Consider the following 23,339-nt stretch of genomic DNA (forward strand, 5'->3'; position numbering starts at 1 on the left):
CGGGACAATATCACTCTTTTGTCATGCTCTTTCTCCCCTGAGACGTCCTTTTCGGACCTCTCACAGAGATTTCACCACGCCAACGCTGCTGAGGGAGCCTTTTCGGACCTCTCGCGAGACAATATCGCTCTTTTGTCATGCTCCACTCTTTCCCACGCACTTTGCCCCGCTCTGCTCCCCAAAAGGCCCTCTCTCCTCCTACCTTTCGTTCCACTCGCTACCGCACACCAAACCTTCCCTCACTCCACCGGCACCCGCAATCCCCGCAAATACGTCTGCAGCAGTCGCCGCAAGCTCTCATCACGCTCGAGCTCCATGCGGAACCCGTTTCTATGTTCAAGCGACGCGAACCCATGCACCATACTCCGGAAACCGCGCACCACATGCAGCGCATCTTCCTCGCTCAACCCGTACGGCGCAAGAATCCGCAGCAAAAAAAACACAACCTCGCTGCCCGCCTCCTTCAATTCAGGATCCTCATAGTCAGGCAAGAAAGAGATCGCCTCATATAAGCCCGGATGAATTCTCGCGAATTTCACGTAAGCAAAGCCCGCGGCAAGCAAGGCATCGTCTTCCGCTTTGCCGATCACCGCCTCAACCATGGCGGCTTTAATAAGCACCAGCCCACGCCGGGAAAGCTGCCTCCGAAGGTCAGGCAAGCCTTTGATATGATTATAAAGTGATGGTGTTTTTACGTTTAATTTGGCTGCTAACGCGGCTAAAGTCAGCCCTTCCACCCCTTGGGCGTCTGCGATTTCAACAGCTGCTTGCAGTACATTTTCTGCGTCTAATCCTGGTCGTTGTGCCATAAATGTCCCATCCCTCTTCTCTACACGTTGGCTGCTGCCAACTGAAACTTTCTAGCGGCTTCCTCAATTGCGCGGTCCATTGCCGCAAGAGGCTGCTCAATCATCATACCGTGCCCGACCGCCAGAACACTAGGCGCAAGCCCTCTCAGCTTCCGAGCACTCTCCAGTGACAACTCTTTGTTCCAAGTAGCCATGGCTGGGAAAGGGAACCACAACTTCATCAATCCCGAAACCGCCACCCCGCCGCGAACTTGAAACGCATCTCCGGCAATCAAGGCCCGGCTGCGAACATCCAGAAAAGCCATCAACCCAGGCGTATGTCCGGGAGCAGTAATAGCCTGCAGTGAGCCTATACGGTCACCCTCCTCCAGCAAAACATCCGGCTTCGTCCGTACCGACTTCGGAACATCTCCCTTAATCGGTAAATTCGGTTCACCGGCTTCCAGTTCCTTGCTGCCCGCCAGAAGCTTGGCATCTCTTCTAGAGATGTAGACCTTTGCCTGCGGCAGTACATTTTTCAAACCGTCCAGCGCCCCAACATGGTCGCCGTGTGCATGCGTAAGCACAATGCGGGTAATTGGCTTACCGATGCGCGCCGCTGCCTCAAGAATCCCTTTGACACTGAATGGCAGTGCCGCATCGACAAGCGTTAATTCATTTTCTTCCTCAACCAAATAACAATTTACCGGAAAGAACCTCGGCATAAAAGCCACCTGATATAAAAAACCGCTTTGCGTTATTTTCATTCTGAACGCCTCCTGCTTACTATTTATATTAGTATAATAACTAATAACATTAGTTTTGTAAAGGGGCATGCCGCCTAAATCTCATTTCTTTTACCGTTGTGCTAAAATAAAGCTTATCGCTATACCTAATCTTGCTAAAAGTGAGGACATCCTATGAATACTGAAACATTAGAGCTTTTTCGAACGCTGACTGAAATGCAGGCAGCTCCTGGGTTTGAACGAGAAATTCGCAAGTTCGTCCGCGGTGAATTGGAGAAATATACAAACGAGTTCGTCCAAGACGGCCTCGGCAGCTTGTTCGGCGTTCTGCGGGGCGATGAAGCCGGTCCCAAAGTCATGGTCGCCGGACATTTCGACGAGGTTGGCTTCATGGTGAGCGGCATCACCGAGCACGGCACCATCAAGTTCCAGCCCCTCGGCGGCTGGTTCAGTCAAGTTCTGCCCGCGCAGCGCGTGCAGATCATGACCGAGCAAGGGCCGATCATCGGCGTGATCGGCTCAGTGCCCGTGCACTTGCTGGACGAAGCGGCGCGCAGCAAGCCTGCGGACATCAAGACGATGTACATCGACATCGGCGCAGAAGATAAAGCCGATGCCCTCGCCATCGGCATCAAGCTCGGGCAGCAGATTGTTCCCATCTGCCCGTTCACGCCCATGGCCAATCCGAAGCGGATTATGGCCAAGGCATGGGACAATCGCTACGGTGTCGGCCTGGCGATTGAACTAATGAAGGAGCTTCACGGCGGGCCGAAGCTCCCGAATGTGCTGTACGCGGGCGCTACCGTACAGGAAGAAGTTGGCGTGCGCGGCGGACGCACGGCGGCGAATCTCATCCAGCCGGACTTGTTCTACGCGCTGGATGCCAGTGCCGCCGGAGATACGACCGGCGACCGCAGTGCTTTTGGGCAGCTGGGGCGAGGGGCGCTGCTGCGCATTTTCGATCCCACGATGATCACCCACCGTGGGATGGTCGAATTCATTCTGGATACGGCGGAGACGCATAAGATCCCGTATCAATATTTTATTTCGGCGGGAGGAACCGACGCCGGACTGGTGCACGTGCAGGGCAGCGGTATCCCTTCGGCCGTTATCGGCGTCTGCGCGCGCTATATTCACACATCCGCGTCAATTCTTCACGTGGATGACTACGCCGCTGCCAAAGAGCTGCTCATCAAGCTCGTGCAGGCGAGCGATCGAACAACACTGAATACGATTCACGAACAAGCGTAATCACTGCGCATAACCCGCCTTCACGGCGGGTTTTTTCATGAAATGTAGAACTCATGTTCCAATTTATGGTATAATTAGTAGAATCATAGGATCGAAGAAAGAAGGCTGTATATGACGTATATCATTCGCGAAGCAAACTCCCGGGATACCAAGGAAATCAGCAGCTTAGTTTTCAAACGGACTGGCAAGTTGATTTCTCCCTTACACATTGAGAACAGGCTGCATTTTATGCGTGGAAACCCGGATGAATCGCTCTATGTGTATGAGGAGGAGAACCAGATCCTCGGCACGTTAGGCTTTCGTATTCGCCAAGCCGACGATGCCGTTGTGAAGTTCAGTGAAATCTCCGTTATTTCCATAGAGGAGACTAACCAGAGCCAAACTGCTGCCGAGAAGTTAAAAAGCTATGCGGAGCAGTTGACCCAAGAGCACGCTTGCTCAGGGATGTGGTGGATCACAGGTTCAGAGAACAATAGCGATAGCCGAAGAGCCAATGAACCGCTTGGTTTTCATGAAACAGGATATCGATTCGTCAAAAGATTCCTCTAAAATGCCGAAATTTACTACAAAACTTTGAGGAGTGATTTGCTATGTCAACAGGGTTTAACACAGGGCCGTTTACTAACCAAAGCGGCGTAAATCTTTTTATTCTTATTTTTACGATTATGGCTGTGCTTATTGGCGGCTTTATCTTATTTATGATCATTAAAGGACTTCTCGTTTGGTCATCCAATAATGCCTCCCCCATCCAAAGCCTGGTCTGCAAGGTCGTTGCCAAAAGAATGCAAGTTAGCGGCGGGTCTGGAGATTCCAGTTCAAATACGAGTTATTATGCCACATTTGAATTTGAAGATCGCCGCAGATTAGAACTACGCGTGGGACGCGATCAGTTTGGGTATATCGTTGAGGGAGATGAGGGAATGCTGACCTATCAAGGCACTAGGTTCAAAGGATTTTCTCGCGATTTGTCCGTTTAAGGCGAAAAACTGCGCATCCTTTACAAAAACTACGCAATTCGAAGCAAATCGACGAAACCGCTAAAAAAGTCAGTAAAAATCTCTTTTTAGCAAATATTCTGAATATTTACAATATTTTAATATTAGGCTATAGTTGTCTTAGGCTCACTTGAAGGACAAGCCTTACAGCTGGTAAGGACCCCCAAGAGTAGCCAGGATATTCTCAACTTAGGAAGGGGATAGTCCAATGGACAACGTTAGCGAAACATGCCCACTTTTCCTTCAAACGACGGAAGAAAAGGTGCGGGAACGGGTTACGTTCATAGGGCATGTGGGAATCCAGAGGCGGTAAATGTGTTAAGCGTTTATTCGAGGAAAGGATCCGTAACAACGTAAAGTCGTAATTTGCAACGTGAGTTGGTTGATTGGAGTGTGTGTAGGGACAATTGAATACCTTTAGTGAAACTTAGAGACCACCGGTTATCATAGATAAGCGGGGGTCTCTATTTGTGCGCTTTTTTCATTCTGGTAATGATAGCCGAACTATGAAAGTTGTCATCTCCTCCGGCTTGCTCTCTACGGAGATCGTACCGGCATGCATGTCGATGATCTTCTTGACAATGGACAGCCCCAAACCGTTGCCGCCGGATGCCCGGTTTCTCGATTTGTCCGCTTTGTAGAATCGTTCAAAAATATGTGGCAAATCTTCCTCTGAAATACAAGCTCCGTTATTGGAAATTCGAATAATAGCTTCTTTCCGGTTGCTTGTCGCATGGACACCGATCGTTCCGCCTACCGGCGTGAATTTGATCGCGTTATGAATTAAATTCGTCCATACCTGGCCGAGCAGGTCCTCATCGGCTATCAGCGTCACCGGCTCCAGCTCGATGTCCATTTCGATATTTTTTTCAACCCACTGCACTTCACAGGCCAGAATATGATTGCGGATTTGCTTGTCAAGCCGGTAGCTTTTCGGTTCGAAAGGGTGATGCTGCGACTCTAACGACGATAATTTGAGCAAGTTATCGCTCAGCTTGGAAAGCCGCGTACTCTCAGCTTCGATGATTTCCAAATAGTGCTTACGCTCCGCTGGGGTGATCATCTCGTTCTGCAGTGCACGCGAGAAACCGCTGATGGAGGTGAGAGGCGATTGAATTTCATGGGATACATTCGAGATGAATTCCTGTCTCATTTTCTCCAACTGCCCCAGCTCCACCGCCATGTTGTTGATGGAGTCAACCAACTCTACGAAAGGCCCATTATGCGGATTACTGTCAACAAACACATTGAAATCTCCTCTGGACATACTCCTGATCGCATGAATCAGCGATTGAAAAAACTTCATCTGCTCGCTGCGGAAAAACCTGCCCAGGCACGCCATCGTAATGCCCCAAAGAAACATCCCGCCGATACAGTTAATCAATTGGACAACCACTTCCGGGGGGCGTTTATTCATATAGGTGAAGATCCACTCTGTCGCGTAGAAGACCGCCAGCCAGTACAGGATGATGAGAATAAAAATTCCTAAAGCGAACAAAGTGCCGCGCACACGCTTCCCGAGTGACATCTTGTTTTTCCGGTCCCTCGCCGGCCTTCTTTCCCTCGGTGGCTTTCTGTCCCTCGGCGTTCTCCTGCTCATGACCTCAGCACCTCCATCCGATAGCCGAGCCCCCGAATCGTGGCAATGCGGAAAGCATGCTGCTCCTCCGGAAACCGCTCACGGAGCCTGTTGATATGAACATCGACAGTCCGTTCGTTGCCCTCATAGTCGAAGCCCCAGATTTGCTCGATCAGTTGGTCGCGCGAAAATGTTTTACCTGGATAGCTCGCCAGCTTGTAAAGCAGCTCAAATTCTTTGAGAGGCAGCGTCAAGCTCTCCGAGCCGACGGTTACCTCGTAGGTTTTCTTGTTCATGCTGAGGTCTCCGACCTGAACGGTTTGGGACGAGGCAATTTTATAGCGCTTCAGGAGCGCTTTAACCCGCATCGCCAGCTCCACAGGTTCGAAGGGCTTGACGAGGTAATCGTCGGTGCCCAGCTCGAAGCCTCTGACCTTCTGCGAGGTTTCGCCTTTGGCAGTGAGCATAAGCAGCGGCATCTCATAATGCTCCCGCAGCTCTTTGCACAACTCCCATCCGTCCATATTCGGCATCATGATATCCATAATCACCAAGTCCACTTGGACGGTTTCGAGCAGTTTGAGCGCTTCCGCGCCGTCCGAAGCTTCGACGACATCGAAGCCTTCGTTCAGCATAAAGACGCGGACCAGCTCACGGATATAGGGATCATCATCTACGATTAATATTGGAGCCATTTTATCCAGCCTCACTTTATCACTTCATGTTGGGTCTATTGCCTATCTTGCAAATTTCATTGTATGAAAGTAGCATAAGGGGCTTTTATAAACTGAATTTAAACCAATGAGGGCATATCGCGATGTAAGGGCTTTTTTTGGTAAAAAATTTGTGATACATTTTGGAGACAGTATCCGTTATGGGGGGATCTCACCTTATGCTTAATAATACCTATTCCCAGTTTTCCATGCTTATAGGCGAGGAAGCCGAAGCTGCTTATCAGCAAGAGGTGCGCGCCGAAGGATATGCCGGCTTCCGCCGCCTGCTCGACGGCTTGACCGAGGCCATCAAAGCTGCCGCCGATGCGGACATCCCTGGGCTTGAACAGGCATTGGCCAAAGCTAGCCGCTTGTTCCCTGAGCCGGTTCAATTCAGCCCCTCGTGGGAGTGCATTTGGGCGGAGCTTGAGGCTACCTTGACTGCGAAAAAGCATGTCCTATCGAGCATTTCACCGGCTGAGCGCAGCGGCGAATGGCAGGTCATCATGGATAATCCTCAGGTGGTTCAGGAAGTTGTGTGCTACCCTGGCCTGGACTTCCATGACGCCGCATACCTATACGCCTATTTCCGCCCACAACTGGAAAAGTCGGAGTATATCCGCCTGCAGAAAATCCAAACCGTCATTCAGGAACTTGGGCGCTAGAAGAAGGAAGAGGAAGGACTAGAAGCCCATTATCGGGCTTTTCGGGGTTTAAGCAGCACCCATTCCACGAGGCAGAAGTTGATAAGCAATCCGATCCAAATGTTCACTTGCAAAATTTCAGCCACCATTTGCTGGATACCGCCTTCAGGGAGATGGAACCCTCGCATAGCTGCATATAACAGCATACAGAGCGGAACAATCAGTCTTGCTGATGTAGCAACCAGCGTAACGGCGTAGCTGCGAATCATCCAAATGCGATGCTCGGGGAATTGTTTGGACACTGCGTAGCGGAATCCTTTCCATGTTGTAAACAGCCATAGAAAGCTTAACGCTAGAAATGCCATAGCTTTGGTAAAGTTATCGACGTATACGGTAATTACGAGCCCTAAGCATCCACTGACCATGACGCTGACGACATAAATTCGTCCTAATACCCTGTGTCTGGCCGGGAAACGGATTCGAAACCGCTCGCTGAATTGGAACAAGCCGCTAACAAGTGCAAGAAGAGCAGTACCGATATGCAGTACAAGAAATGTATAAAATAATGGAAAGTTTCCATTGAGCTCAACTCGGCTATTGGCAGGATTTAATGTAACATAAGGAAACACCGCGGCAACCGCCACGCCCAAAATAATAAGAATAACGAATATCCCCAACATCTTGCTCATCGTTTAGCCCCCGTTTATGATCTGATCTTCACTCCTCCGTTAGTGTAACTCTTTCATCTAAATGCCTTCTAAACAGTTTCTTAAATAAATCTAAAATGCCTCATTTCAACTTCGACTTCATCCACTCACACCAGAACAGATCTGCTTCTACTTTAAGGGTAGCTTTTCTTATAAGAACATAATTGCCGAACAAAGGGTCATGGATCTCCAGCTCTTCAAGCGGCTTCTTACTCAGGCGTTTGACTTTCTCAAAACTCTCCCCGTATTGCTCTTTTTTCTGTATATAGTAATTCTCGCGCTCTAGCAGCATTTTCATAGCCTCATCTTTATCTACGAGACCAATGCAGTATACTTTCAACGCGAACTCATCACGGGTCACAGGCGCATCGGTAGGCAGCCCGATCCACTCTTGAAGCGCTTTTAATCCGCTAGCTGTTAACGAATATACTTTTTTATCCGGTTTATCCGACTGTGGCACATGCACAAACTCAACATACCCCATCTGCTCCAGCTGAGCCAGGAGTGGGTATATTTGACTGTGCTTTGCCGGCCAAAAAGGCTGAATATGCTGCATAAGCTCATAGCCTGTTCGGGAATCTTTAGACAGTAGGCTCAGTAAGCCATAAGAAAGGGTATTCATAGAAAACTCCTTGTTATGTCATAATTGACATATATGAACTTTGGTAGTATGATGATTTTCATTCAAATTATAGAGAATCCGGAGAGTAAGATCAATGGAGAGTGGAGGTAGCAAGTGAGTAAAGATGATTTACAGCAAGTCCGTTTTTGGCCGATCATGATTGCAATCTTCTTTGGATCTTTCGTGTCGATCCTGAGTATGAGTACAATTAATATTGCTATACCGATATTGAGTGAACATTTTCATTCCGATTTGAGTAAAATCCAATGGACGATCACAGGATTTATGCTTGCGAGCGGTACAATTGCCCCTCTTACCGGTTACTTAGGTGAGCGATTCAGTTATAAGCGTCTGTACGTTTTGGCACTCGTAGGCTTTACTGTTTTTTCATTGCTTTGCGCGATTGCATGGGACGCTTCTTCCCTGATTGCTTTCCGTATTATCCAAGGGGCTTTCAGTGGTCTCATCATGCCGGCAACGATGACTATCGTGTATCAGGTCATTCCACGCGAAAAGCAGCCGATTGCGATTTCCCTATGGTCCTTATCCGCTATGATGGCACCTGCCATCGGACCTACTTTGAGCGGCTGGCTTCTGCAAAATTGGAGCTGGCATTGGTTATTCCTACTTAATGTACCAGTTGGACTCATTGCAACTTATCTCGTTATTAAATTAATTCCTTTCTACCGTCTTTCTGTTCCTAAAAGGTTCGATGCCATCGGTTTATTCACCGTTGTTATCGGCAGTCTTTCTCTGCTCGTTGCCTTCTCCCAAGGCCATGCGTGGGGATGGTCATCCGGCCGTGTAGTTGGTCTGTTCGCAACAGGTATCATCATGCTCGGACTATTCATTTGGAGAGAGCTGAAAGCAGATTCTCCTTTGCTGAATGTTCGTGTCTTGTCTAATGCGCGTTACTCTTTAACGCTGATTATCTCTAGTATTGTTACGATCAGCTTGTACTCGGGAACTTTTCTGACTCCTATTTTCCTGCAAAACATTCAGCACGTAACGCCGCTGGACACTGGCTTGATCCTGCTGCCAGCTTCCCTGGCCATGGCGCTCTGTATGCCGATTGTAGGTAAATTATACAGCATTCTTGGTCCGCGCATTCTTATTTTTGTCGGTATTTCCTTGATTGCAATTGGAACATTGACACTTAGTTGGCTAAGCGTCGACGTATCCCGCGGCTATATCTTATTCTGGATGATCGTTCGGAACGTCGGGATCGCTTTTGCGACGATGCCAGCGAGCAATGCCGGTATGGAACAAATACCGCGGACGCTGTCCGGTCATGCCACATCCATGAGCAACTGGGTGCGCAACGTCTTTGGTTCTTTCGCTATCGCCCTGTTCACTTCGGTACTGGCATCTCAAACCGCGACCCACTCCAAGGAACTCGTTGCCAGCGGAATCAAAGATAAAGCCGTGATCGGCATGCATTCCTTTACGATGAGTGTGAATGATGTGTATTTGCTTGCTACATTCATTGTGCTCGTTGCGCTGCCACTCAGCCTTTTCATCAGCAAACGACCGATCGAGAAAGAATCCCCTGCAGCAGTAGCTGCGGTTATCAAACCTGAAGCGGCTAAATAATATGTTTTGGGAAAGTCCTTGCCTTTGCTGTGTGTATTACACAGAGGGTAAGGGCTTTTTTCTTCCTGGCGGATTCTGAGATGGCCTTTTGGGCTCTCTCAGCTTTCGGATGTGGACTTAATCGGGTGATTTTAATGTGAGACGGCTTTTTTTGGACTTCTCAGCTTGAGATTAGCCCAATTTCGGACCTGAGACGGCCCTTTGGGCTCTCTCGGCTTGCAGATGTGGCATAAATCCGGTGATTTCAATACGAGACAGCTTTTGGGGACTTCTCAGCTTGGGACTGGCTCAATTTCGGCCCTGAGACGGCCTTTGGGGCTCTCTCAGCTTCCAGATATGGGATAAATCGTGGAGTGGCAGGTGAATTCAAGACGTATGTTGTATTTTATGCAACGATTTGGTTACTTTCATGCTCTAGAGCAACCCTTCATTGTATAAAATACACTCATTTCTCCTGATTCTGCTGATTAGTCAGCTTCAAAGGGAAAATGATTGTATAAAATGCAACGTAGCATGCTGCTGCAGCAAGAAAAGGCACAAATGATTGTATAAAGTGCAACCAAGACTCATCGGAGGCCCAACTCCGATTCATGTTCAACTTGTTCAACTTCCTCATCTCGCACCAATCTCACTAACGAGCACATTTGCCTCTCCTTGTGACTTACAGCAGCTATCTCTCGCATTGGAGGCCCCACTCCGATTCATGTTCAACTTGTTCAACTCCCTCATCTCGCCCCCATTTCACTAACGAGCACATTTGCCTCTCCCTTGTCACTAACAGTAGCTATCTCTCGCATCGGAGGCCCCGCTCCAATCATGTTCAACTTGTTCAACTCCCTCATCTAGCCCCCATTTCACTAACGAGCACATTTGCCTCTCTCTTGTCACTTACAGCAGCTATCTCTCGCACCGGAGGCCCCGCTCCGATTCATGTTCAACTTGTTTAACCCCTCATCTCACTCCCTTTCACTAACGAGCACATGTACCGCTCCCTTATCACACACAGCAAAAAGCCTTCAGCCAAGGATTTCTCCTTGCGCCAAAGGCTTCTCTAATTACCCAAGCACCACGCGGTCATCCGACAGCTTGCTGCCGCTGATCTGTTCGAACTCACCGAGCAGCTGCTCCACGGTGAGATCCTTCTTCCTCTCCTCGCTCACGTCAAGGATGATGCGGCCCTTATCCATCATGATCAGGCGATTGCCCAGACGAATCGCCTGCTCCATGTTGTGCGTGACCATGAGCGTGGTCAGCTTCATCTCGCGCACGATCTCCTCGGTCAATCGTGTAATGAGCTCGGCCCGCGCGGGATCAAGCGCGGCGGTGTGCTCATCCAGCAGCAGAATCTGCGGCTTGGTAAAGGTCGCCATCAGCAAGCTGAGGGCTTGCCGCTCTCCACCGGAGAGCAGGCCCACCTTCGCGCGCAGACGACTTTCCAAGCCGATGCCCAGGCGCTGCAGCTGTTCCAAAAATAACGCACGTCTACGCGCGTTAGTACCGAAGCTGAGCCCGCGCCTCTTGCCGCGGGAGTACGCCATGGCGAGATTCTCCTCGATCGTCATTCGAGGAGCTGTCCCCGCCATGGGATCTTGGAAGACGCGGCCGATCCAACGGCTGCGCTCGTATTCCGGCAGGTGATGGATGGTCTCACCATTAATCGCCACTTCGCCGGCATCCGGCGTCATCACGCCGGAGATGATGTTCATGAGCGTCGATTTGCCAGCGCCGTTACTGCCAATGACCGTGACGAAGTCGCCGGGCTTCAGGGTTAAGTTAATGCCGATCAGCGCAATTTTCTCATCGGCCGAACCCGGGTTAAAAAGCTTGGAAACATTCGAGAGCTTCAGCATCAGCGGCCACCTCCCTTATTTATTTGCACAGCGCGGGCGATGATCTCGGCGGAACGCCGTTTGGCGGTTGCCTTTTGCCTAATGGACCTCTGCACAGACGGCAGCACGAGCGCGATGATAACGATAATGGCGGTAATCAGCTTCAAATCGGAGGCATTGAGCCACTCCACACGCAGCGCCAACGCTACGACGATACGGTACACAATCGAGCCAAGAACAGCCGCAAGTGTCGCACGGAACACGCTCTGGGAACCGAAAATCGCTTCCCCGATAATGACCGAAGCCAAGCCAATAACGATCATCCCGATCCCCATGGAGATATCGGCAAACCCTGATTGCTGTGCAATCATCGCACCGGAAAGCGCTACTAATCCATTGGATAAGCTAACGCCAAGAATCGTCGTGTTATGTGTATTCGCTCCGAAGCTGCGAATCATTCGGGCGTTATCCCCCGTTGCACGCAGAGACAGCCCCAAATCGGTATGAAGGAACGCATCCAGCAGCAGTTTGAACACAATTACAACGATGAACCCCGCCGCAATCGGAGAGATCGACGTGAACATCGTATCCGCCCCAAGCAGCGAAATGTTCGGTTTCCCCATAATCCGCATATTAATCGAGTACAAGGCGATCATCATCAGAATACCGGACAAAAGCCCGTTAATTTTCCCCTTTGTATGAAGCAATCCCGTACAAGCCCCTGCAGCAAGTCCACCGGCAAAAGCAGCCAGACACGCGAGCAAAGGCGAATAGCCGTGCGAAATCATAATAGCCGCGATAGCGCCGCCAGTCGTAAAACTCCCGTCCACCGTTAAATCCGGGAAATCGAGAATGCGAAAAGTGATATAGACACCAAGTGCCATCAGGGCGTAAAGAAGACCCAGCTCGACGGCGCCGCTCATGGAACTCATCATAGTTTAACAACCTCCTATTTTAAAATTAAACAACGTCCGTCACTACGCCCCAATGGGAGAAAAAAGAGGCGAACGAAAGTGTCGTCCACCCCTCTTGTATCCAAAACATTACTGAATGATGTTTTTCTCTTTATCTTTCACCGCATTTTTCATAGCGTCCGTAACTTCAATACCTTGATCTTTAGCAGCTTTCAGGTTCAAGATCAGATCCAGCTTATCGGGAACCGTTACTTTCATGTCCGCTGGTTTCTTGCCGTTTTTCAAAATATCAACAGCCATTTGACCTACTTGATAGCCATGATCATAGTATTTGAAACCAACCGTTGCAAAAGCTCCTTTTTCCACGGTATCGCGGTCGCTGGAGAAGAACGGAATTTTCTTATCATTAGCAATTTGAATGATGCCATCTACACCGCTAACAACTGTGTTGTCCAGCGTAATCAAGAATGCATCCGCGCGTCCAACCAGCGATTGAGCGGCTTGCTTTACTTCGGATGTATTCGTTACAGGTGCTTTAACCAGCTTGATGTTGTGCTTCGCCAGAGCTTGCTCCGCATTTTTCGCCATGATGACAGCGTTCGGCTCTCCTTCATTGATAACAAGACCGACCGTTTTCACTTTCGGCATGTTAGCTGCAACGAAATCCATCAATTGAGCGACCGCCATAGGGTTCGTATCGGATGCTCCGGAAACGGTACCGCCCGGCTTATCCACATTCGTCACGATTTTAGCTGCAACCGGATCCGTAACGGCCGCAAACAGAACAGGCGCTTTTTTCACTTGTTGTACAACCGCTTGAGCGGATGGAGTTGCAATACCGAGCACCAGATCATTGTCGGCGGAAGCGATTTTTTGCGCGATTGATAAATTGTTCGTTTGATCGCCTTGTGCGTTGTTGAAGTCAACCTTCAAGTTCGTGCCTTCGACAATTCCGGCATCTTTAAGCGCTGCCAGAAACCCTTGACGGGTTGCATCCAAAGAAGGATGTTCCACGATTTGCGAAATCGCGATTTTGTACGTCTTTTGCGCAGCTGCCGTTGCTGCCGGAGCTGTTGACGCACCTCCTGCGGCAGGAGTTGTTGCTGCCTTTTGACCACAACCGGCTACGACCATAAGAGCTGCTGATAATACAAGTGATGCGAGTGCTTTCTTTTTCAACCTAATTACCCCTCTCTTTTTGTATCCTATTGGCCAGCTTGAATCCACTGCCCGCTCACCACTTTAACGCTTTCGTTCGGCAAAGTGTGAAGGCGCTGTCAGGTATCCAAGTGAGTCTAATTTACCATAGTTTAATTGGCTTGCGTGTTTCCGTCAATCGTTTTATCAATTCTGGTCATATAGGTACGCGATCCCCGGTGATTACTGTCGATAAAAGTCGTGAAGCAGCTCATCCATGACCCGATTCGTCCTAGCTGCCGACCGCCCCGTGCTCGGGCTTTGCCCCACGCCTCTAAGCTCATCAACGACCATTCCGATTAAAGGCTGCTGAACATGCGCCGGACCCGGAATCGTCATTTCCTGCACCTGACCATCCGCCGTCTCCACGCGAACGTCCTCGCCAAACGTAGAAAACGTGACCTTGCCGAGACTGCCCACAATCTCGTTCACATCGCTGCGCTTGAAGCTGTTGAAACTCCAAATTCCCGTTCCCATTACACCGGATTCAAACGCGTAGGCTGTTGTCACCATATCCTCAACTTGATGCCGCCCGCTCTGATTTCTGGCAAAACCCTTGACCTCGCCGATCATACCCAGCAAATAGTCCAGAATGTCCAGCGTGTGGCTGGCCAAATCAACGAAGAGCCCGCCGCCCGAAAGCTCAGGCTGCAAGCGCCATGGCAGATCCTGCCCTTGCTCCTCCCGCAGCATTTGCAGATAAGTGGTGCTAACGAAACGAATTTCCCCCAGTACGCCGCTGTCTAACAATTCTTTAATCCGGACAAATTTAGGCAGGCCTCTGCGGTAATAGGCAACAAACAGCGGTACCCCTGCTTCTTCGCAGGCCGCGATCATCTCCAGACACTCCCCATGATTTCTAGCCATTGGCTTTTCCACGTAAACAGGCTTTCCTGCCTTGGCCGCCATCAACGTATATTCATGATGAAAACCGGGCGGCGTTGCGACATAAATAGCGTTCACATCCGGATCGTGGATTAGCGCATTCGCATCATCGTACCATTTGGCTACGCCATGTCTTCTCGCATAATCTTCAGCCAATCGGCCATTGCGCCGCATGACGGCAACCAGCTCTGAGCCTGTCACCTTCTGCAAAGCCGGTCCGCTTTTTACTTCGGTCACATCGCCGCAGCCAATAATTCCCCACCGTACTTTATCCATTGCCGCATCCCCTCCAGATCATCTTCTGTTTCTACTGTACCTATTCGCCATTTGCGTTCTTCTTCCTTTCTGCGCCCTTTCTTCAGGTGGCACACTACATTTCGCCGAAATTGGCCCTGTGTAAATACTGTGTCCATTGCTATAATGTCGTAAAACCTAAAGAAGCAGGTGAATAGCAGCTATGTACATCCCTCCCTATTTTGAAATAAAAGACCGCAGCCTCATGCACGATATTATTGAACAAAACGGCTTCGCCACACTCATTTCCCAGCATCAAAACCGCCCGTTCGCGACCCACCTGCCGCTTATATTGGATCGCACAAATGAATGCTTATATGGACATGTTGCACGCCCCAACCCGCAATGGAGGGAACTCGGGCAGCAGGAGGTTCTCGTCATTTTCCAGGGACCGCACAGCTACATTTCCCCCTCTTGGTACGAAACAAGCAAGTCCGTTCCCACATGGAACTATGTGGCTGTTCATGTATACGGTCAAGCCCATCTTATTGATGACGAGCAAGAAGTGATGGCTTCCATGCAAAGTTTGATTGCAAAATATGAAGAGCCCGACAGTCCCTATGAGTTAGGTTCTGTAGATCCCGCCTATTTGGCCGGATTAAACCAAGGCATTCAGGGCTTCAAAATCAACATTACGAGCATGGAGGGCAAGGCCAAACTAAGCCAAAACCATCCCGCGGAACGCCAAGAGCTTGTCATCCAAAGGCTGGAAGCTCTGAATAGAGAGAACGAGCGCAAAATCGCCGCCCTGATGAAAGGAAATCTTGAATCTCACAGCACTCGATGACAGAACGACAAAAAGGGTTGAACAGATATCATCTGTCAACCCTTTTTTGCTTGCCCCAGCAGGTTCTATCCTACTCCAATGGAATTTCACGAATGGGTAGAAACCTCCGCAGGAGGCAGACCCTCCACCTGCACAATACCCGAATCAGCAGACAATTGCTCCTGCAGTTGAAGCTGCTGCGTAGCAAACTCGCGGTACATGTCGTGCGACTCCAGCAGCTCCTGATGCGTACCGCTTCCTGTCACGACGCCTTTGTCCAGGAAGATGATCTGGTCAGCATCGACAACCGTCGACAAGCGATGTGCGATGACCAGCGTCGTCCGGCCCTGCATAAGGTTTTGCAGCGCTTGCTGCACAACAACCTCGGACTTGCTGTCCAGACTCGATGTCGCTTCGTCCAGCATCAAAATTTTCGGATCTCGCAGCAAAGCACGCGCAATCGCAATCCGCTGCCGCTGTCCGCCGGACAGCTTGATGCCGCGCTCGCCGACTTCCGTCTCATACTTCTGCGGCAGCTCCTCAATAAAGGTGTCGGCATACGCCATCTGCGAAGCCCGCTGCAACTCCTCCAGCGTCACCTCACGCTGCAGCCCGTAACAAATATTATCCCGGATCGTGCCTGCAATCAGCGGACTCTCCTGTGAAACATACCCGATCTGATTCCGCCAGGAAATGAGCGAGAACTGATCGATGGCATCCGCACCTAAAGTGATGGAACCCTTCTGAGGCGCGTAGAACCTCTCCAACAGCGAGAACGTTGTCGTCTTCCCGCTTCCGCTCGGACCGACAATGGCCGTCACTTTGCCCGCTTCCATCGTAAAGCTGACATTTTTCAGGACAGATTCCCCTGCTTTGTAGCCATAAGTCACCCGATCGAAAACGATCGACTGTGAAGCGTTCGCTACGGGCACGCCTGCATGCGGATTCTCCTCTTCGTAATCGAGCACATTGAGGATCGTGTCCGTCGCTCCCATCGCTTTCTGCGCTTGATTGAAAAACTGGGTAATTTGCGTAATCGGCATCACAATTTGAAATAAATAGAGCATGAAAGCCACTAGCTGACCTGCGGATATCGCGCCTGAAGCGACCCGCATCCCACCGTAGCCGAACAAGACAACAAACAACATGAGCATAACAAACGTAACAAGCGGCGCCATTAATGCTTGAATTTTGCCTTCGCGCAGCCCGAACTTAAACAGTTTTTGAATCCCCGAGCTGCCTTCCTGGTACTCGACCGGCTCCGCGTTGGCTGCTTTCACCAAGCGGATCTCCGACAGGACGCGATTCAGCACAGATGTAAAGCTTGCGGTCTCCGCCTGCATGCCCTTAGAGATTTTGAACATTTGCCGTCCCAATGGGAATAAGATGAGGAACGCCAGCGGGAATACGCTGAACATGATGAGCGTCATTTTCCAATCCATATACAGAAGAACCGCTACTGAACCTATAATCGAAATGACGCCCGTAACGAATCCTGACGTATGCTCTGCGATAAGCCCTTTAATAACCGCCGTATCGTTCGTCATCCGGGAGATCGTATCCCCCGTCTGGTGATTATCATAATAGCCGACCGGCAGCACCAGCAGCTTTTTCCATAGGCGATCCCGAATGCTGGCTACCACACTTTGCCCCGCGTAGTTCAATAAATACACGGAAATACCCGATGCTACAGCCGAACCTACAAAGGCGATCGCCATCCCGGTAATCTGCATCCAATTCAATGCATCGATGGAAAAGCTGTCTACGACATTTTTTGTAAACAGCGGAATTACCAGACCTACCAACGTTGAAATAATGCTTAACCCTAGCGCTATACTTAGCAACAGCTTTGGCGGATTCGCCTGCATCAGCAAGCGGACGAACCCTCGCCAGTTGCCCGCGCCCTCAGTCGCTTGTTTTCTTACAGATGCCATATATCTCTACTCCTTTACCCGATCGGATGTTCATCCGTCTTGTGAATGATCTTTTCAGTATCTCTTTGCAAAAGAATCATACACTTGTATTTTAAACGGAATATAAACAGACTCGAATCGGTCCGCAGATGTAGAGGGCTTCATAACATGCGATGCAACTAAGCCTCAGTTGAAATCTGCCAAACCACGCCAAACGGATCTTCCAGGCGGCCGAACATCGTTCCCCAGAACATGCGCTCGAACGGCATCATGACTTTACCGCCATCGGATAATCCTGCGAAAATCTGGCGGGCTTCCTCTTCACTTTGGAATTCCAACGTCAAATCCATGCCGCGGCCCCGATCCACCGTCTCCGTACCTGCATCCGCCATGAAAAAGCGCAGACCAAGAGCATGAAGCTCCAGATGCATCACGCGATCGTTCATCGACTCGTCGGCTCCCGGCATATCCGCGAACGTACGCAGGCTGACGATTTCCCCGCCGAGCGCTTTTACATAAAAGTCCGCTTGTTTCCTTGCACTGCTGCTATACAAATAAGGTGTTAACGTTGCCATGTGAATTCCTCCTAAGGTTTAGTCGATACCGAATTTATCTTGCTATTTTCTCCTGCATAAATAAGGCTACCCCCATACTAAGCGGTCTCTGCCCTGCTCCTTGGCTGTATACAACAGTGCATCCGCAGCAGCCACGAGCTCCGCCGTTCTTTGGTCCTTCACGCGAATCGTAGCTCCAAAGCTCATCGTAACATGAAACTTCTCATCTTCCGAACCGAATTCCAGCGCCTTCAGCTTCTCTCTGAATTGCTGCATCAGCTCGCCCGCCAGAAGCCGGTCCTCGGTATACAAAATGACGGCAAATTCTTCGCCGCCATAGCGGAAAGCACTGCCATGGGCTCTGGGAATGACGGAGTCAAACAAGCTTCCGATCGTTCGCAGCACCGAGTCCCCGACCTGATGACCGTATCGGTCATTTACTTTCTTGAAATAATCGATATCCCCCATAATGAGGGTAAAATACCGCTTATTCGTAATCGTTTCCCTGATTTGTTCTTGAAAGCTGCGGTGATTGTAGAGCCCTGTGAGATAGTCTTTTTTAGCTAAATTCTCGAAGATTCCTTTCTCTACAAAATGTTTCCTTTCCCGCGCCACAATGATGCCGCCAATCACGCCCATCATAATCGTGAAAGCAAAATTAAACAAATGCCGCGGCAGCTCCTCCGCCATAAAACCGCCATCCACCAAAAGCACCACGCCGATATAACCGATAATTACCATGCACGTTGCCACCATTGCACCTGTGAAGCTCCAGTAGAGCGAAGCGTGCAGGAGGAGGAGATAGGCAATCGGATACAGCGGGCTGTTCGTGCCCCCTGTCAATGAAATAAGCATAATAAAAGCCACGTAATCCATGAACACGCCAATTCTCGTGACATAGCGGTAGATCATTGATTGAATCGGGCTGCGATGGAGAACAAATTCTGTAATGCTCATATAAATAACCCCAAAGACGAACAGCATGCAGAAAAGGATCAGATCACGCGTCGCATGATGATAGTATTTCAGGAATAGAATGGTTGATGCCGGCACAAAAAACCACCGTACACAACTATAAGCGATCTCCAAAATATGATCAGACCTTCGAGTAGTTAACACGTTGCAATCACTTCCCTGAAAATGGAATCTATCTCATCAGAGTTTCTAGAGTGGTCCTAGGAACTCCTTCTTCAAGCAATCTATGTGCGCCTTTCCTAAAAGCAGGGACTGACCCGGTGCCTTTTTGGGGTGCTGATTTTTGTTTTTTCCAGTTGCTTTCTATACAATAAAAGAGCAAGATATAGCGTCAGATGATTCTTAAGGAGGTATTTCGATGAACACTTTTACTTTTTATAATCCAACCACGCTGCATTTCGGTCAGGGGCAGCTCGAGAAATTAACGGCGGAGGTACCCAAATACGGTAAAAACGTGCTGCTTGTATACGGCGGCGGCAGCATTAAGCAGAACGGCATCTACACCCAGGTTGTTCACCTGCTGAAGAGTATCGATGCTTCGATTGTCGAGCTGGGCGGCGTCGAACCTAACCCAAGACTTACGACGGTTCATCGTGGCGTTGACTTATGCCGCACACAGCACATCGACTTGATCCTCGCCGTTGGCGGAGGCAGCGTCATCGATTGTGCCAAAGCGATTGCCGTCGGTGCCAAATACGATGGCGACTTCTGGGATATCGTTAAGCGCAAAGCTGCAGCTAAAGACGCACTGCCGCTAGGCACTGTGCTCACCATTGCCGCAACCGGCTCGGAAATGAACTCCGGTTCCGTCATTACGAACTGGGAAACCAAAGAGAAACTCGGTTGGGGCAGCCCCTTCTCCTATCCAAAATTTTCGATCCTAGATCCTGCGCACACAACTTCATTGCCTGAAAATCAAACCGTTTATGGTATGGTGGACATCATGTCTCACGTGTTCGAGCAATACTTCCATCATGGCGCCAACACGCCTATTCAAGACGGCTTCTGCGAAACTATATTGCGTACTGTAATAGATACAGCGCCTCGTTTATTGCAGGATCTGAACGATTTGGACAATCGCGCGACAATTCTTTACAGCGGCACCATGGCGCTTAACGGAATCCTCAGCATGGGAGTGCGCGGCGATTGGGCGACGCATAATTTGGAGCATGCCGTCTCGGCCGTTCATGACATCCCGCATGGCGGAGGCCTTGCGATATTATTCCCGAATTGGATGACCTACACGCTTGATGCCAATGAAGCGCGGTTCAAACAGTTCGCGCAGCGCGTTTTTGGCGTTACGACCACTGGCAAAACGGACCGTCAGGTCGCCGAGGAAGGTATCGCCGAGCTCCGCGGATTCTTCAACGTCATCGGCGCACCAAGCCGGTTGGCGGATTACGACATCGATGATTCCACGATCGAGCTAATGGCCGATAAAGCCATGGTGTACGGCGATTTCGGTAACTTTAAGAAGCTGACTCGCGAGGATGTCGTTAACATTTACCGTATGTCGCTGTAGACGAATAATGCTATTTACAGGCTCAGCGTGCAAGTAGCTGACCAGTATAGGAAAGGGGCTGTCCTTAAGTAGATTCATCTACTTGTGGATTGCCCCTTTGTTTTTGCAATTATGGATCATCGTCGTCCAATTCCACTCCCACTATCCCAATCTCGTTGCCCTGCTCTATTCCACTCCAACTTCCCGTATCCCTTTGTCCCGTCCACTCCCGCTTCCACTATCCCAATCCCTTCCCTTACCCTCATCGCAAAAGGGAACTACAGGGCGCTATTTGAGCCAAATCAACAGCTTTCGCCATCAAAGGGGAACTACAGGGCCCTATTTACCCACAAACAGCTGATTTCAGCCAAAATCGGCGAAATAAGGGATCCTAGTTCCCTCTAATCTGCCAAATGGCCGCTTATGCTCCAAATAGAGGAACGTAGTTCCCTCCCGACATGTGGGGTAGTTTCATTGGAACAAATGACCCCTGCCTTCCCTCTCGCACAAGTTCACCGCAGCACCGTATAATCGCGCCACTCCTCCGGCAGCAACCGCTGATAAAGCGGCTGCAGATAGCGGTCATCGATCAGCAGCAGCACGCCGCGGTCCGATTCGGAGCGAATCAGCCTGCCACCGGCCTGCTGCACCTTGTTCATGCCGGGGAAGACATAGGCGTACTCGTATCCGTTTTTGCCCGTATCCTCGAGGTAAGCCTTGATCAAGTTGCGCTCCGGCCCCAGCTGCGGCAAGCCTACGCCAACGACCGCGACGCCGGTGAGCCGCTCGCCCACCAGATCAATGCCCTCCGAGAAAATACCGCCCATCACGGCGAAGCCAACTAGCGTTCCTGCCCGGCCAGCCTGAAACTCAGCTAAGTAGCTTTCCCGCTCCTCTTCCGACATCTGAGTCGTCTGGACTAGAACATGCAGCCCGCCGTCATCCCCCTGCTCGCTAACAAGATCCGTAAAAGCTTCATATACACTGCTCATATACGCATACGAAGGAAAAAACACCAGATGATTGCCCGATTCATGCCGTGTCGCCATGTCATAAATCGAGCGGGCTATTCGCTCCCGGCTGCGCTCGCGGTCCTGATAGCGCGTCGACAGCGGCTGGACGAAAACCTCCAGCTGCTCCTTGGCAAAAGGCGAAGGCACGCTCACGGAGTAATCCTCCTCGCCGGCTCCCAGCGTATCCATGAAATAGGACAACGGCGAAAGCGTCGCCGAGAAGAACACATGCGAGCGATAGCCTTTCCCCATCTGCCGGAGCAGATGAGAAGGGTCCAGGCAGAACAGTTTCACGCTAACCTCGTTCCGGTCTGACGTGAACAGCGTCGTATACCGTTCATCGTACAGCTTGGCGATGCGCACGAAATTGTGCGCTTCGAAGTAGGTCTCCAGCAGCAGCGGGCTCGCCGAGTTCCCGGCGCTTGCCGCCAGCTCTTTCTCCGCGGCTGTAAGAAAGCCGTCCAGCAGCGCCAAAAGCTCCTCTGGCAGCTCAGGCTCCACCAGCATCTGGCGCTCCCCGATCCTTTTGCGCAGCGTGATGAAATATTGGTTAATAGCCTTAGCCGCATCATGCACATCTGCGCGAACACCCTTAAACTCCCGCTGCAGAGCGAGAAACCCGGACTTGGAGAGTGTGCTGCTGTACATCTCCCTCGACCGGTCAATCAAATTATGAGCTTCATCCACGAGCAATGTGGTATGCCGCTTCTGTTCCTCAAACAGTCGTTTTAAATTGACACGAGGATCAAAAATATAGTTGTAGTCACAAATTACCGCATCTGCAGCATACGCGACATCCAGTGAAAATTCAAAAGGACAAACCCGATGCTTCCGCGCATACGCCTCAATCACCGTACGTGTCATAATCGTCTCCGATTCAAGAAGATCAAGCACGGCGTCGTTAATCCGATCATAATAGCCGTCAGCAAATTCACAATGCTCCTTCGAGCAGCGGACTTCCTCTTTCAAGCATACTTTGTCCTTCGCCGTTATGGTCACGACATGCATGCGAAGCCCCTGTTCCTGAAGGAGCGCATACGCCTCCTCCGCTGCCGTGCGGGTAATCGTCTTGGCCGTCAAATAAAAAATCCGCTGCAGCAGCTCCTCGCCGATCGCTTTGACCGATGGAAAAAGGGTCGACATCGTCTTCCCGATACCGGTCGGCGCTTTGGCGAACAGCTTGCGCCCTTCGCCAATCGTTTTGTACACAGCCCCGGCAAGCTTTCGCTGCCCTTCCCTGTACGCCGGAAACGGAAAAGGCAGCTCCTTGATGCTGCGATTCCTCCGCTGTTCATGCTCGTACCTCGCCTGCGCATAGGGGTAATAACCCTCTACTACGTTATGTACGAACCGCTCCAGCTCGCCAAGCGAGACTTCCCGCACAAATCGGCGCGTAGCTTCCGTCTCGACCTGCATATAAGTAAGTTGAACGCGCATCTGATGAAGACCTCGATCTTTGGCTACCATATAGGCATAGCACATCGCTTGCGCCCAATGGACGGGGTAGGCATTCTCCTCAATCTCGCCAATATCCGACGAAGTTGATTTGATCTCGTCCACCGTCATCGGGCCGCCGTCCGTATCTTGAAGTAGGCCGTCGCACCGCCCGTCAATGACGAAAAGGAGCTCTCGATAGGCAATCTCAGCGGAAACATATACTTCATGCTGATCCGACTCGCCGTATTGCTTCTGCAGTTTTTGATGCGCTTTGGTGCCTTCAATCAGCGCAGTGCTTGTCCGAAAGCCGGACTCGATACTTCCGCTGCGAAACACATATTCCACCAGGGACCGTACGGAAATGTTAATTGTTGCGGCTATTCGTCCTTCTCCGTTCCAGAACATTTGTTCTTTATTGTAGCA

21 protein-coding genes are annotated in these 23,339 nt (G+C 50.4%); 7 read left to right on the plus strand and 14 right to left on the minus strand.

Annotation, left to right across the window (positions count from 1 at the left end; translation table 11 throughout):
- Nucleotides 1–239: 239 nt before the first annotated feature.
- Nucleotides 240–809, minus strand: a complete 570-nt coding sequence (locus tag GC097_RS21820; protein ID WP_171685410.1) for a TetR/AcrR family transcriptional regulator — start codon at nt 807–809, stop codon at nt 240–242.
- Between the two features lie 20 nt (nt 810–829).
- The gene (locus GC097_RS21825) at nt 830–1,555 is read right to left on the minus strand and encodes an MBL fold metallo-hydrolase (RefSeq protein ID WP_171685411.1); all 726 of its coding nucleotides are present in this window, start codon (nt 1,553–1,555) and stop codon (nt 830–832) included.
- Between the two features lie 153 nt (nt 1,556–1,708).
- Here GC097_RS21825 and GC097_RS21830 point away from each other — a divergent pair, with 153 nt between their 5' ends.
- The 3 genes from GC097_RS21830 to GC097_RS21840 all read left to right on the plus strand — a co-directional run bounded on the left by GC097_RS21830 (nt 1,709) and on the right by GC097_RS21840 (nt 3,762).
- On the plus strand, nt 1,709–2,785 hold the full coding sequence (locus GC097_RS21830) for a M42 family metallopeptidase (protein ID WP_171685412.1): 1,077 nt from the start codon (nt 1,709–1,711) through the stop codon (nt 2,783–2,785).
- A 111-nt stretch (nt 2,786–2,896) separates the two neighbouring features.
- Entirely contained in the window at nt 2,897–3,334 is a 438-nt protein-coding gene (locus tag GC097_RS21835; protein ID WP_171685413.1) for a GNAT family N-acetyltransferase, read from the plus strand.
- A 41-nt stretch (nt 3,335–3,375) separates the two neighbouring features.
- The gene (locus GC097_RS21840; RefSeq protein ID WP_246294392.1) at nt 3,376–3,762 is read left to right on the plus strand and encodes a DUF2500 domain-containing protein; all 387 of its coding nucleotides are present in this window, start codon (nt 3,376–3,378) and stop codon (nt 3,760–3,762) included.
- A 499-nt stretch (nt 3,763–4,261) separates the two neighbouring features.
- Here the strand turns inward: GC097_RS21840 and GC097_RS21845 are convergent, their stop codons facing one another.
- Both GC097_RS21845 and GC097_RS21850 read right to left on the minus strand, forming a co-directional pair.
- Nucleotides 4,262–5,308, minus strand: coding sequence for a sensor histidine kinase (locus GC097_RS21845; protein WP_171685414.1), 1,047 nt, complete (start codon nt 5,306–5,308; stop codon nt 4,262–4,264).
- A 68-nt stretch (nt 5,309–5,376) separates the two neighbouring features.
- Complete coding sequence (locus GC097_RS21850) at nt 5,377–6,054, minus strand: response regulator transcription factor (RefSeq protein ID WP_171685415.1); 678 nt, start codon at nt 6,052–6,054, stop codon at nt 5,377–5,379.
- Nucleotides 6,055–6,215: 161 nt separating this feature from the next.
- On the opposite strand from GC097_RS21850, the gene GC097_RS21855 reads away from it, so the two are divergent.
- Complete coding sequence (locus tag GC097_RS21855; RefSeq protein WP_246294393.1) at nt 6,216–6,737, plus strand: hypothetical protein; 522 nt, start codon at nt 6,216–6,218, stop codon at nt 6,735–6,737.
- A gap of 29 nt (nt 6,738–6,766) precedes the next feature.
- On the opposite strand, the gene GC097_RS21860 is transcribed toward GC097_RS21855, so the two are convergent.
- Both GC097_RS21860 and GC097_RS21865 read right to left on the minus strand, forming a co-directional pair.
- Nucleotides 6,767–7,405 (minus strand): DUF2306 domain-containing protein, encoded by a 639-nt coding sequence (locus GC097_RS21860; RefSeq protein WP_171685416.1) that lies wholly within the window; start codon nt 7,403–7,405, stop codon nt 6,767–6,769.
- 100 nt (nt 7,406–7,505) lie between these two features.
- Entirely contained in the window at nt 7,506–8,045 is a 540-nt protein-coding gene (locus tag GC097_RS21865) for a PadR family transcriptional regulator (RefSeq protein WP_171685417.1), read from the minus strand.
- A 156-nt stretch (nt 8,046–8,201) separates the two neighbouring features.
- Here GC097_RS21865 and GC097_RS21870 point away from each other — a divergent pair, with 156 nt between their 5' ends.
- Nucleotides 8,202–9,638, plus strand: coding sequence for a DHA2 family efflux MFS transporter permease subunit (locus GC097_RS21870; RefSeq protein WP_171685592.1), 1,437 nt, complete (start codon nt 8,202–8,204; stop codon nt 9,636–9,638).
- Between the two features lie 1,055 nt (nt 9,639–10,693).
- On the opposite strand, the gene GC097_RS21875 is transcribed toward GC097_RS21870, so the two are convergent.
- From GC097_RS21875 to GC097_RS21890, 4 genes are all read right to left on the minus strand, one after another.
- Nucleotides 10,694–11,488 carry an ABC transporter ATP-binding protein gene (locus tag GC097_RS21875; protein ID WP_171685418.1) on the minus strand — a complete coding sequence of 265 codons (795 nt, stop codon included), beginning with the start codon at nt 11,486–11,488 and terminating at the stop codon, nt 10,694–10,696.
- On the minus strand, nt 11,488–12,402 hold the full coding sequence (locus GC097_RS21880) for an ABC transporter permease (protein ID WP_171685419.1): 915 nt from the start codon (nt 12,400–12,402) through the stop codon (nt 11,488–11,490). The genes GC097_RS21875 and GC097_RS21880 overlap by 1 nt, the downstream gene beginning before the upstream one ends.
- 108 nt (nt 12,403–12,510) lie before the next feature.
- A complete protein-coding gene (locus GC097_RS21885) occupies nt 12,511–13,560 on the minus strand; it encodes an ABC transporter substrate-binding protein (protein ID WP_171685420.1) in 1,050 nt (349 codons plus the stop codon).
- 201 nt (nt 13,561–13,761) lie between these two features.
- Nucleotides 13,762–14,739 carry a Gfo/Idh/MocA family protein gene (locus GC097_RS21890; RefSeq protein WP_171685421.1) on the minus strand — a complete coding sequence of 326 codons (978 nt, stop codon included), beginning with the start codon at nt 14,737–14,739 and terminating at the stop codon, nt 13,762–13,764.
- A 181-nt stretch (nt 14,740–14,920) separates the two neighbouring features.
- On the opposite strand from GC097_RS21890, the gene GC097_RS21895 reads away from it, so the two are divergent.
- Nucleotides 14,921–15,544 (plus strand): FMN-binding negative transcriptional regulator, encoded by a 624-nt coding sequence (locus tag GC097_RS21895; protein WP_171685422.1) that lies wholly within the window; start codon nt 14,921–14,923, stop codon nt 15,542–15,544.
- Between the two features lie 86 nt (nt 15,545–15,630).
- On the opposite strand, the gene GC097_RS21900 is transcribed toward GC097_RS21895, so the two are convergent.
- The 3 genes from GC097_RS21900 to GC097_RS35050 all read right to left on the minus strand — a co-directional run bounded on the left by GC097_RS21900 (nt 15,631) and on the right by GC097_RS35050 (nt 19,043).
- Nucleotides 15,631–17,457 (minus strand): ABC transporter ATP-binding protein, encoded by a 1,827-nt coding sequence (locus GC097_RS21900; RefSeq protein WP_171685423.1) that lies wholly within the window; start codon nt 17,455–17,457, stop codon nt 15,631–15,633.
- A 158-nt stretch (nt 17,458–17,615) separates the two neighbouring features.
- The gene (locus GC097_RS21905; RefSeq protein ID WP_171685424.1) at nt 17,616–18,011 is read right to left on the minus strand and encodes a VOC family protein; all 396 of its coding nucleotides are present in this window, start codon (nt 18,009–18,011) and stop codon (nt 17,616–17,618) included.
- A 66-nt stretch (nt 18,012–18,077) separates the two neighbouring features.
- Nucleotides 18,078–19,043 carry a GGDEF domain-containing protein gene (locus GC097_RS35050; protein WP_171685425.1) on the minus strand — a complete coding sequence of 322 codons (966 nt, stop codon included), beginning with the start codon at nt 19,041–19,043 and terminating at the stop codon, nt 18,078–18,080.
- 280 nt (nt 19,044–19,323) lie between these two features.
- Here GC097_RS35050 and GC097_RS21915 point away from each other — a divergent pair, with 280 nt between their 5' ends.
- The gene (locus tag GC097_RS21915; protein WP_171685426.1) at nt 19,324–20,487 is read left to right on the plus strand and encodes an iron-containing alcohol dehydrogenase; all 1,164 of its coding nucleotides are present in this window, start codon (nt 19,324–19,326) and stop codon (nt 20,485–20,487) included.
- 491 nt (nt 20,488–20,978) lie between these two features.
- Here the strand turns inward: GC097_RS21915 and GC097_RS21920 are convergent, their stop codons facing one another.
- Nucleotides 20,979–23,321 (minus strand): ATP-dependent DNA helicase, encoded by a 2,343-nt coding sequence (locus GC097_RS21920; protein WP_216625850.1) that lies wholly within the window; start codon nt 23,319–23,321, stop codon nt 20,979–20,981.
- Between the last annotated feature and the right edge of the window lie 18 nt (nt 23,322–23,339).

The sequence above is a fragment of the Paenibacillus planticolens genome (assembly GCF_013141725.1).
GTDB classification, from domain to species: Bacteria; Bacillota; Bacilli; order Paenibacillales; family NBRC-103111; genus Paenibacillus_E; species Paenibacillus_E planticolens.

Excerpts from the sequence above, each read along its gene's own strand:
- GC097_RS21820 (WP_171685410.1), bottom strand. The coding sequence starts at position 809 with ATGGCACAACGACCAGGATTAGACGCAGAAAATGTACTGCAAGCAGCT.
- GC097_RS21825 (WP_171685411.1), bottom strand. The coding sequence starts at position 1,555 with ATGAAAATAACGCAAAGCGGTTTTTTATATCAGGTGGCTTTTATGCCG.
- GC097_RS21830 (WP_171685412.1), top strand. The coding sequence starts at position 1,709 with ATGAATACTGAAACATTAGAGCTTTTTCGAACGCTGACTGAAATGCAG.
- GC097_RS21835 (WP_171685413.1), top strand. The coding sequence starts at position 2,897 with ATGACGTATATCATTCGCGAAGCAAACTCCCGGGATACCAAGGAAATC.
- GC097_RS21840 (WP_246294392.1), top strand. The coding sequence starts at position 3,376 with ATGTCAACAGGGTTTAACACAGGGCCGTTTACTAACCAAAGCGGCGTA.
- GC097_RS21845 (WP_171685414.1), bottom strand. The coding sequence starts at position 5,308 with ATGTCACTCGGGAAGCGTGTGCGCGGCACTTTGTTCGCTTTAGGAATT.
- GC097_RS21850 (WP_171685415.1), bottom strand. The coding sequence starts at position 6,054 with ATGGCTCCAATATTAATCGTAGATGATGATCCCTATATCCGTGAGCTG.
- GC097_RS21860 (WP_171685416.1), bottom strand. The coding sequence starts at position 7,405 with ATGAGCAAGATGTTGGGGATATTCGTTATTCTTATTATTTTGGGCGTG.
- GC097_RS21865 (WP_171685417.1), bottom strand. The coding sequence starts at position 8,045 with ATGAATACCCTTTCTTATGGCTTACTGAGCCTACTGTCTAAAGATTCC.
- GC097_RS21870 (WP_171685592.1), top strand. The coding sequence starts at position 8,202 with ATGATTGCAATCTTCTTTGGATCTTTCGTGTCGATCCTGAGTATGAGT.
- GC097_RS21875 (WP_171685418.1), bottom strand. The coding sequence starts at position 11,488 with ATGCTGAAGCTCTCGAATGTTTCCAAGCTTTTTAACCCGGGTTCGGCC.
- GC097_RS21880 (WP_171685419.1), bottom strand. The coding sequence starts at position 12,402 with ATGATGAGTTCCATGAGCGGCGCCGTCGAGCTGGGTCTTCTTTACGCC.
- GC097_RS21890 (WP_171685421.1), bottom strand. The coding sequence starts at position 14,739 with ATGGATAAAGTACGGTGGGGAATTATTGGCTGCGGCGATGTGACCGAA.
- GC097_RS21895 (WP_171685422.1), top strand. The coding sequence starts at position 14,921 with ATGTACATCCCTCCCTATTTTGAAATAAAAGACCGCAGCCTCATGCAC.
- GC097_RS21900 (WP_171685423.1), bottom strand. The coding sequence starts at position 17,457 with ATGGCATCTGTAAGAAAACAAGCGACTGAGGGCGCGGGCAACTGGCGA.
- GC097_RS21905 (WP_171685424.1), bottom strand. The coding sequence starts at position 18,011 with ATGGCAACGTTAACACCTTATTTGTATAGCAGCAGTGCAAGGAAACAA.
- GC097_RS21915 (WP_171685426.1), top strand. The coding sequence starts at position 19,324 with ATGAACACTTTTACTTTTTATAATCCAACCACGCTGCATTTCGGTCAG.
- GC097_RS21920 (WP_216625850.1), bottom strand. The coding sequence starts at position 23,321 with ATGTTCTGGAACGGAGAAGGACGAATAGCCGCAACAATTAACATTTCC.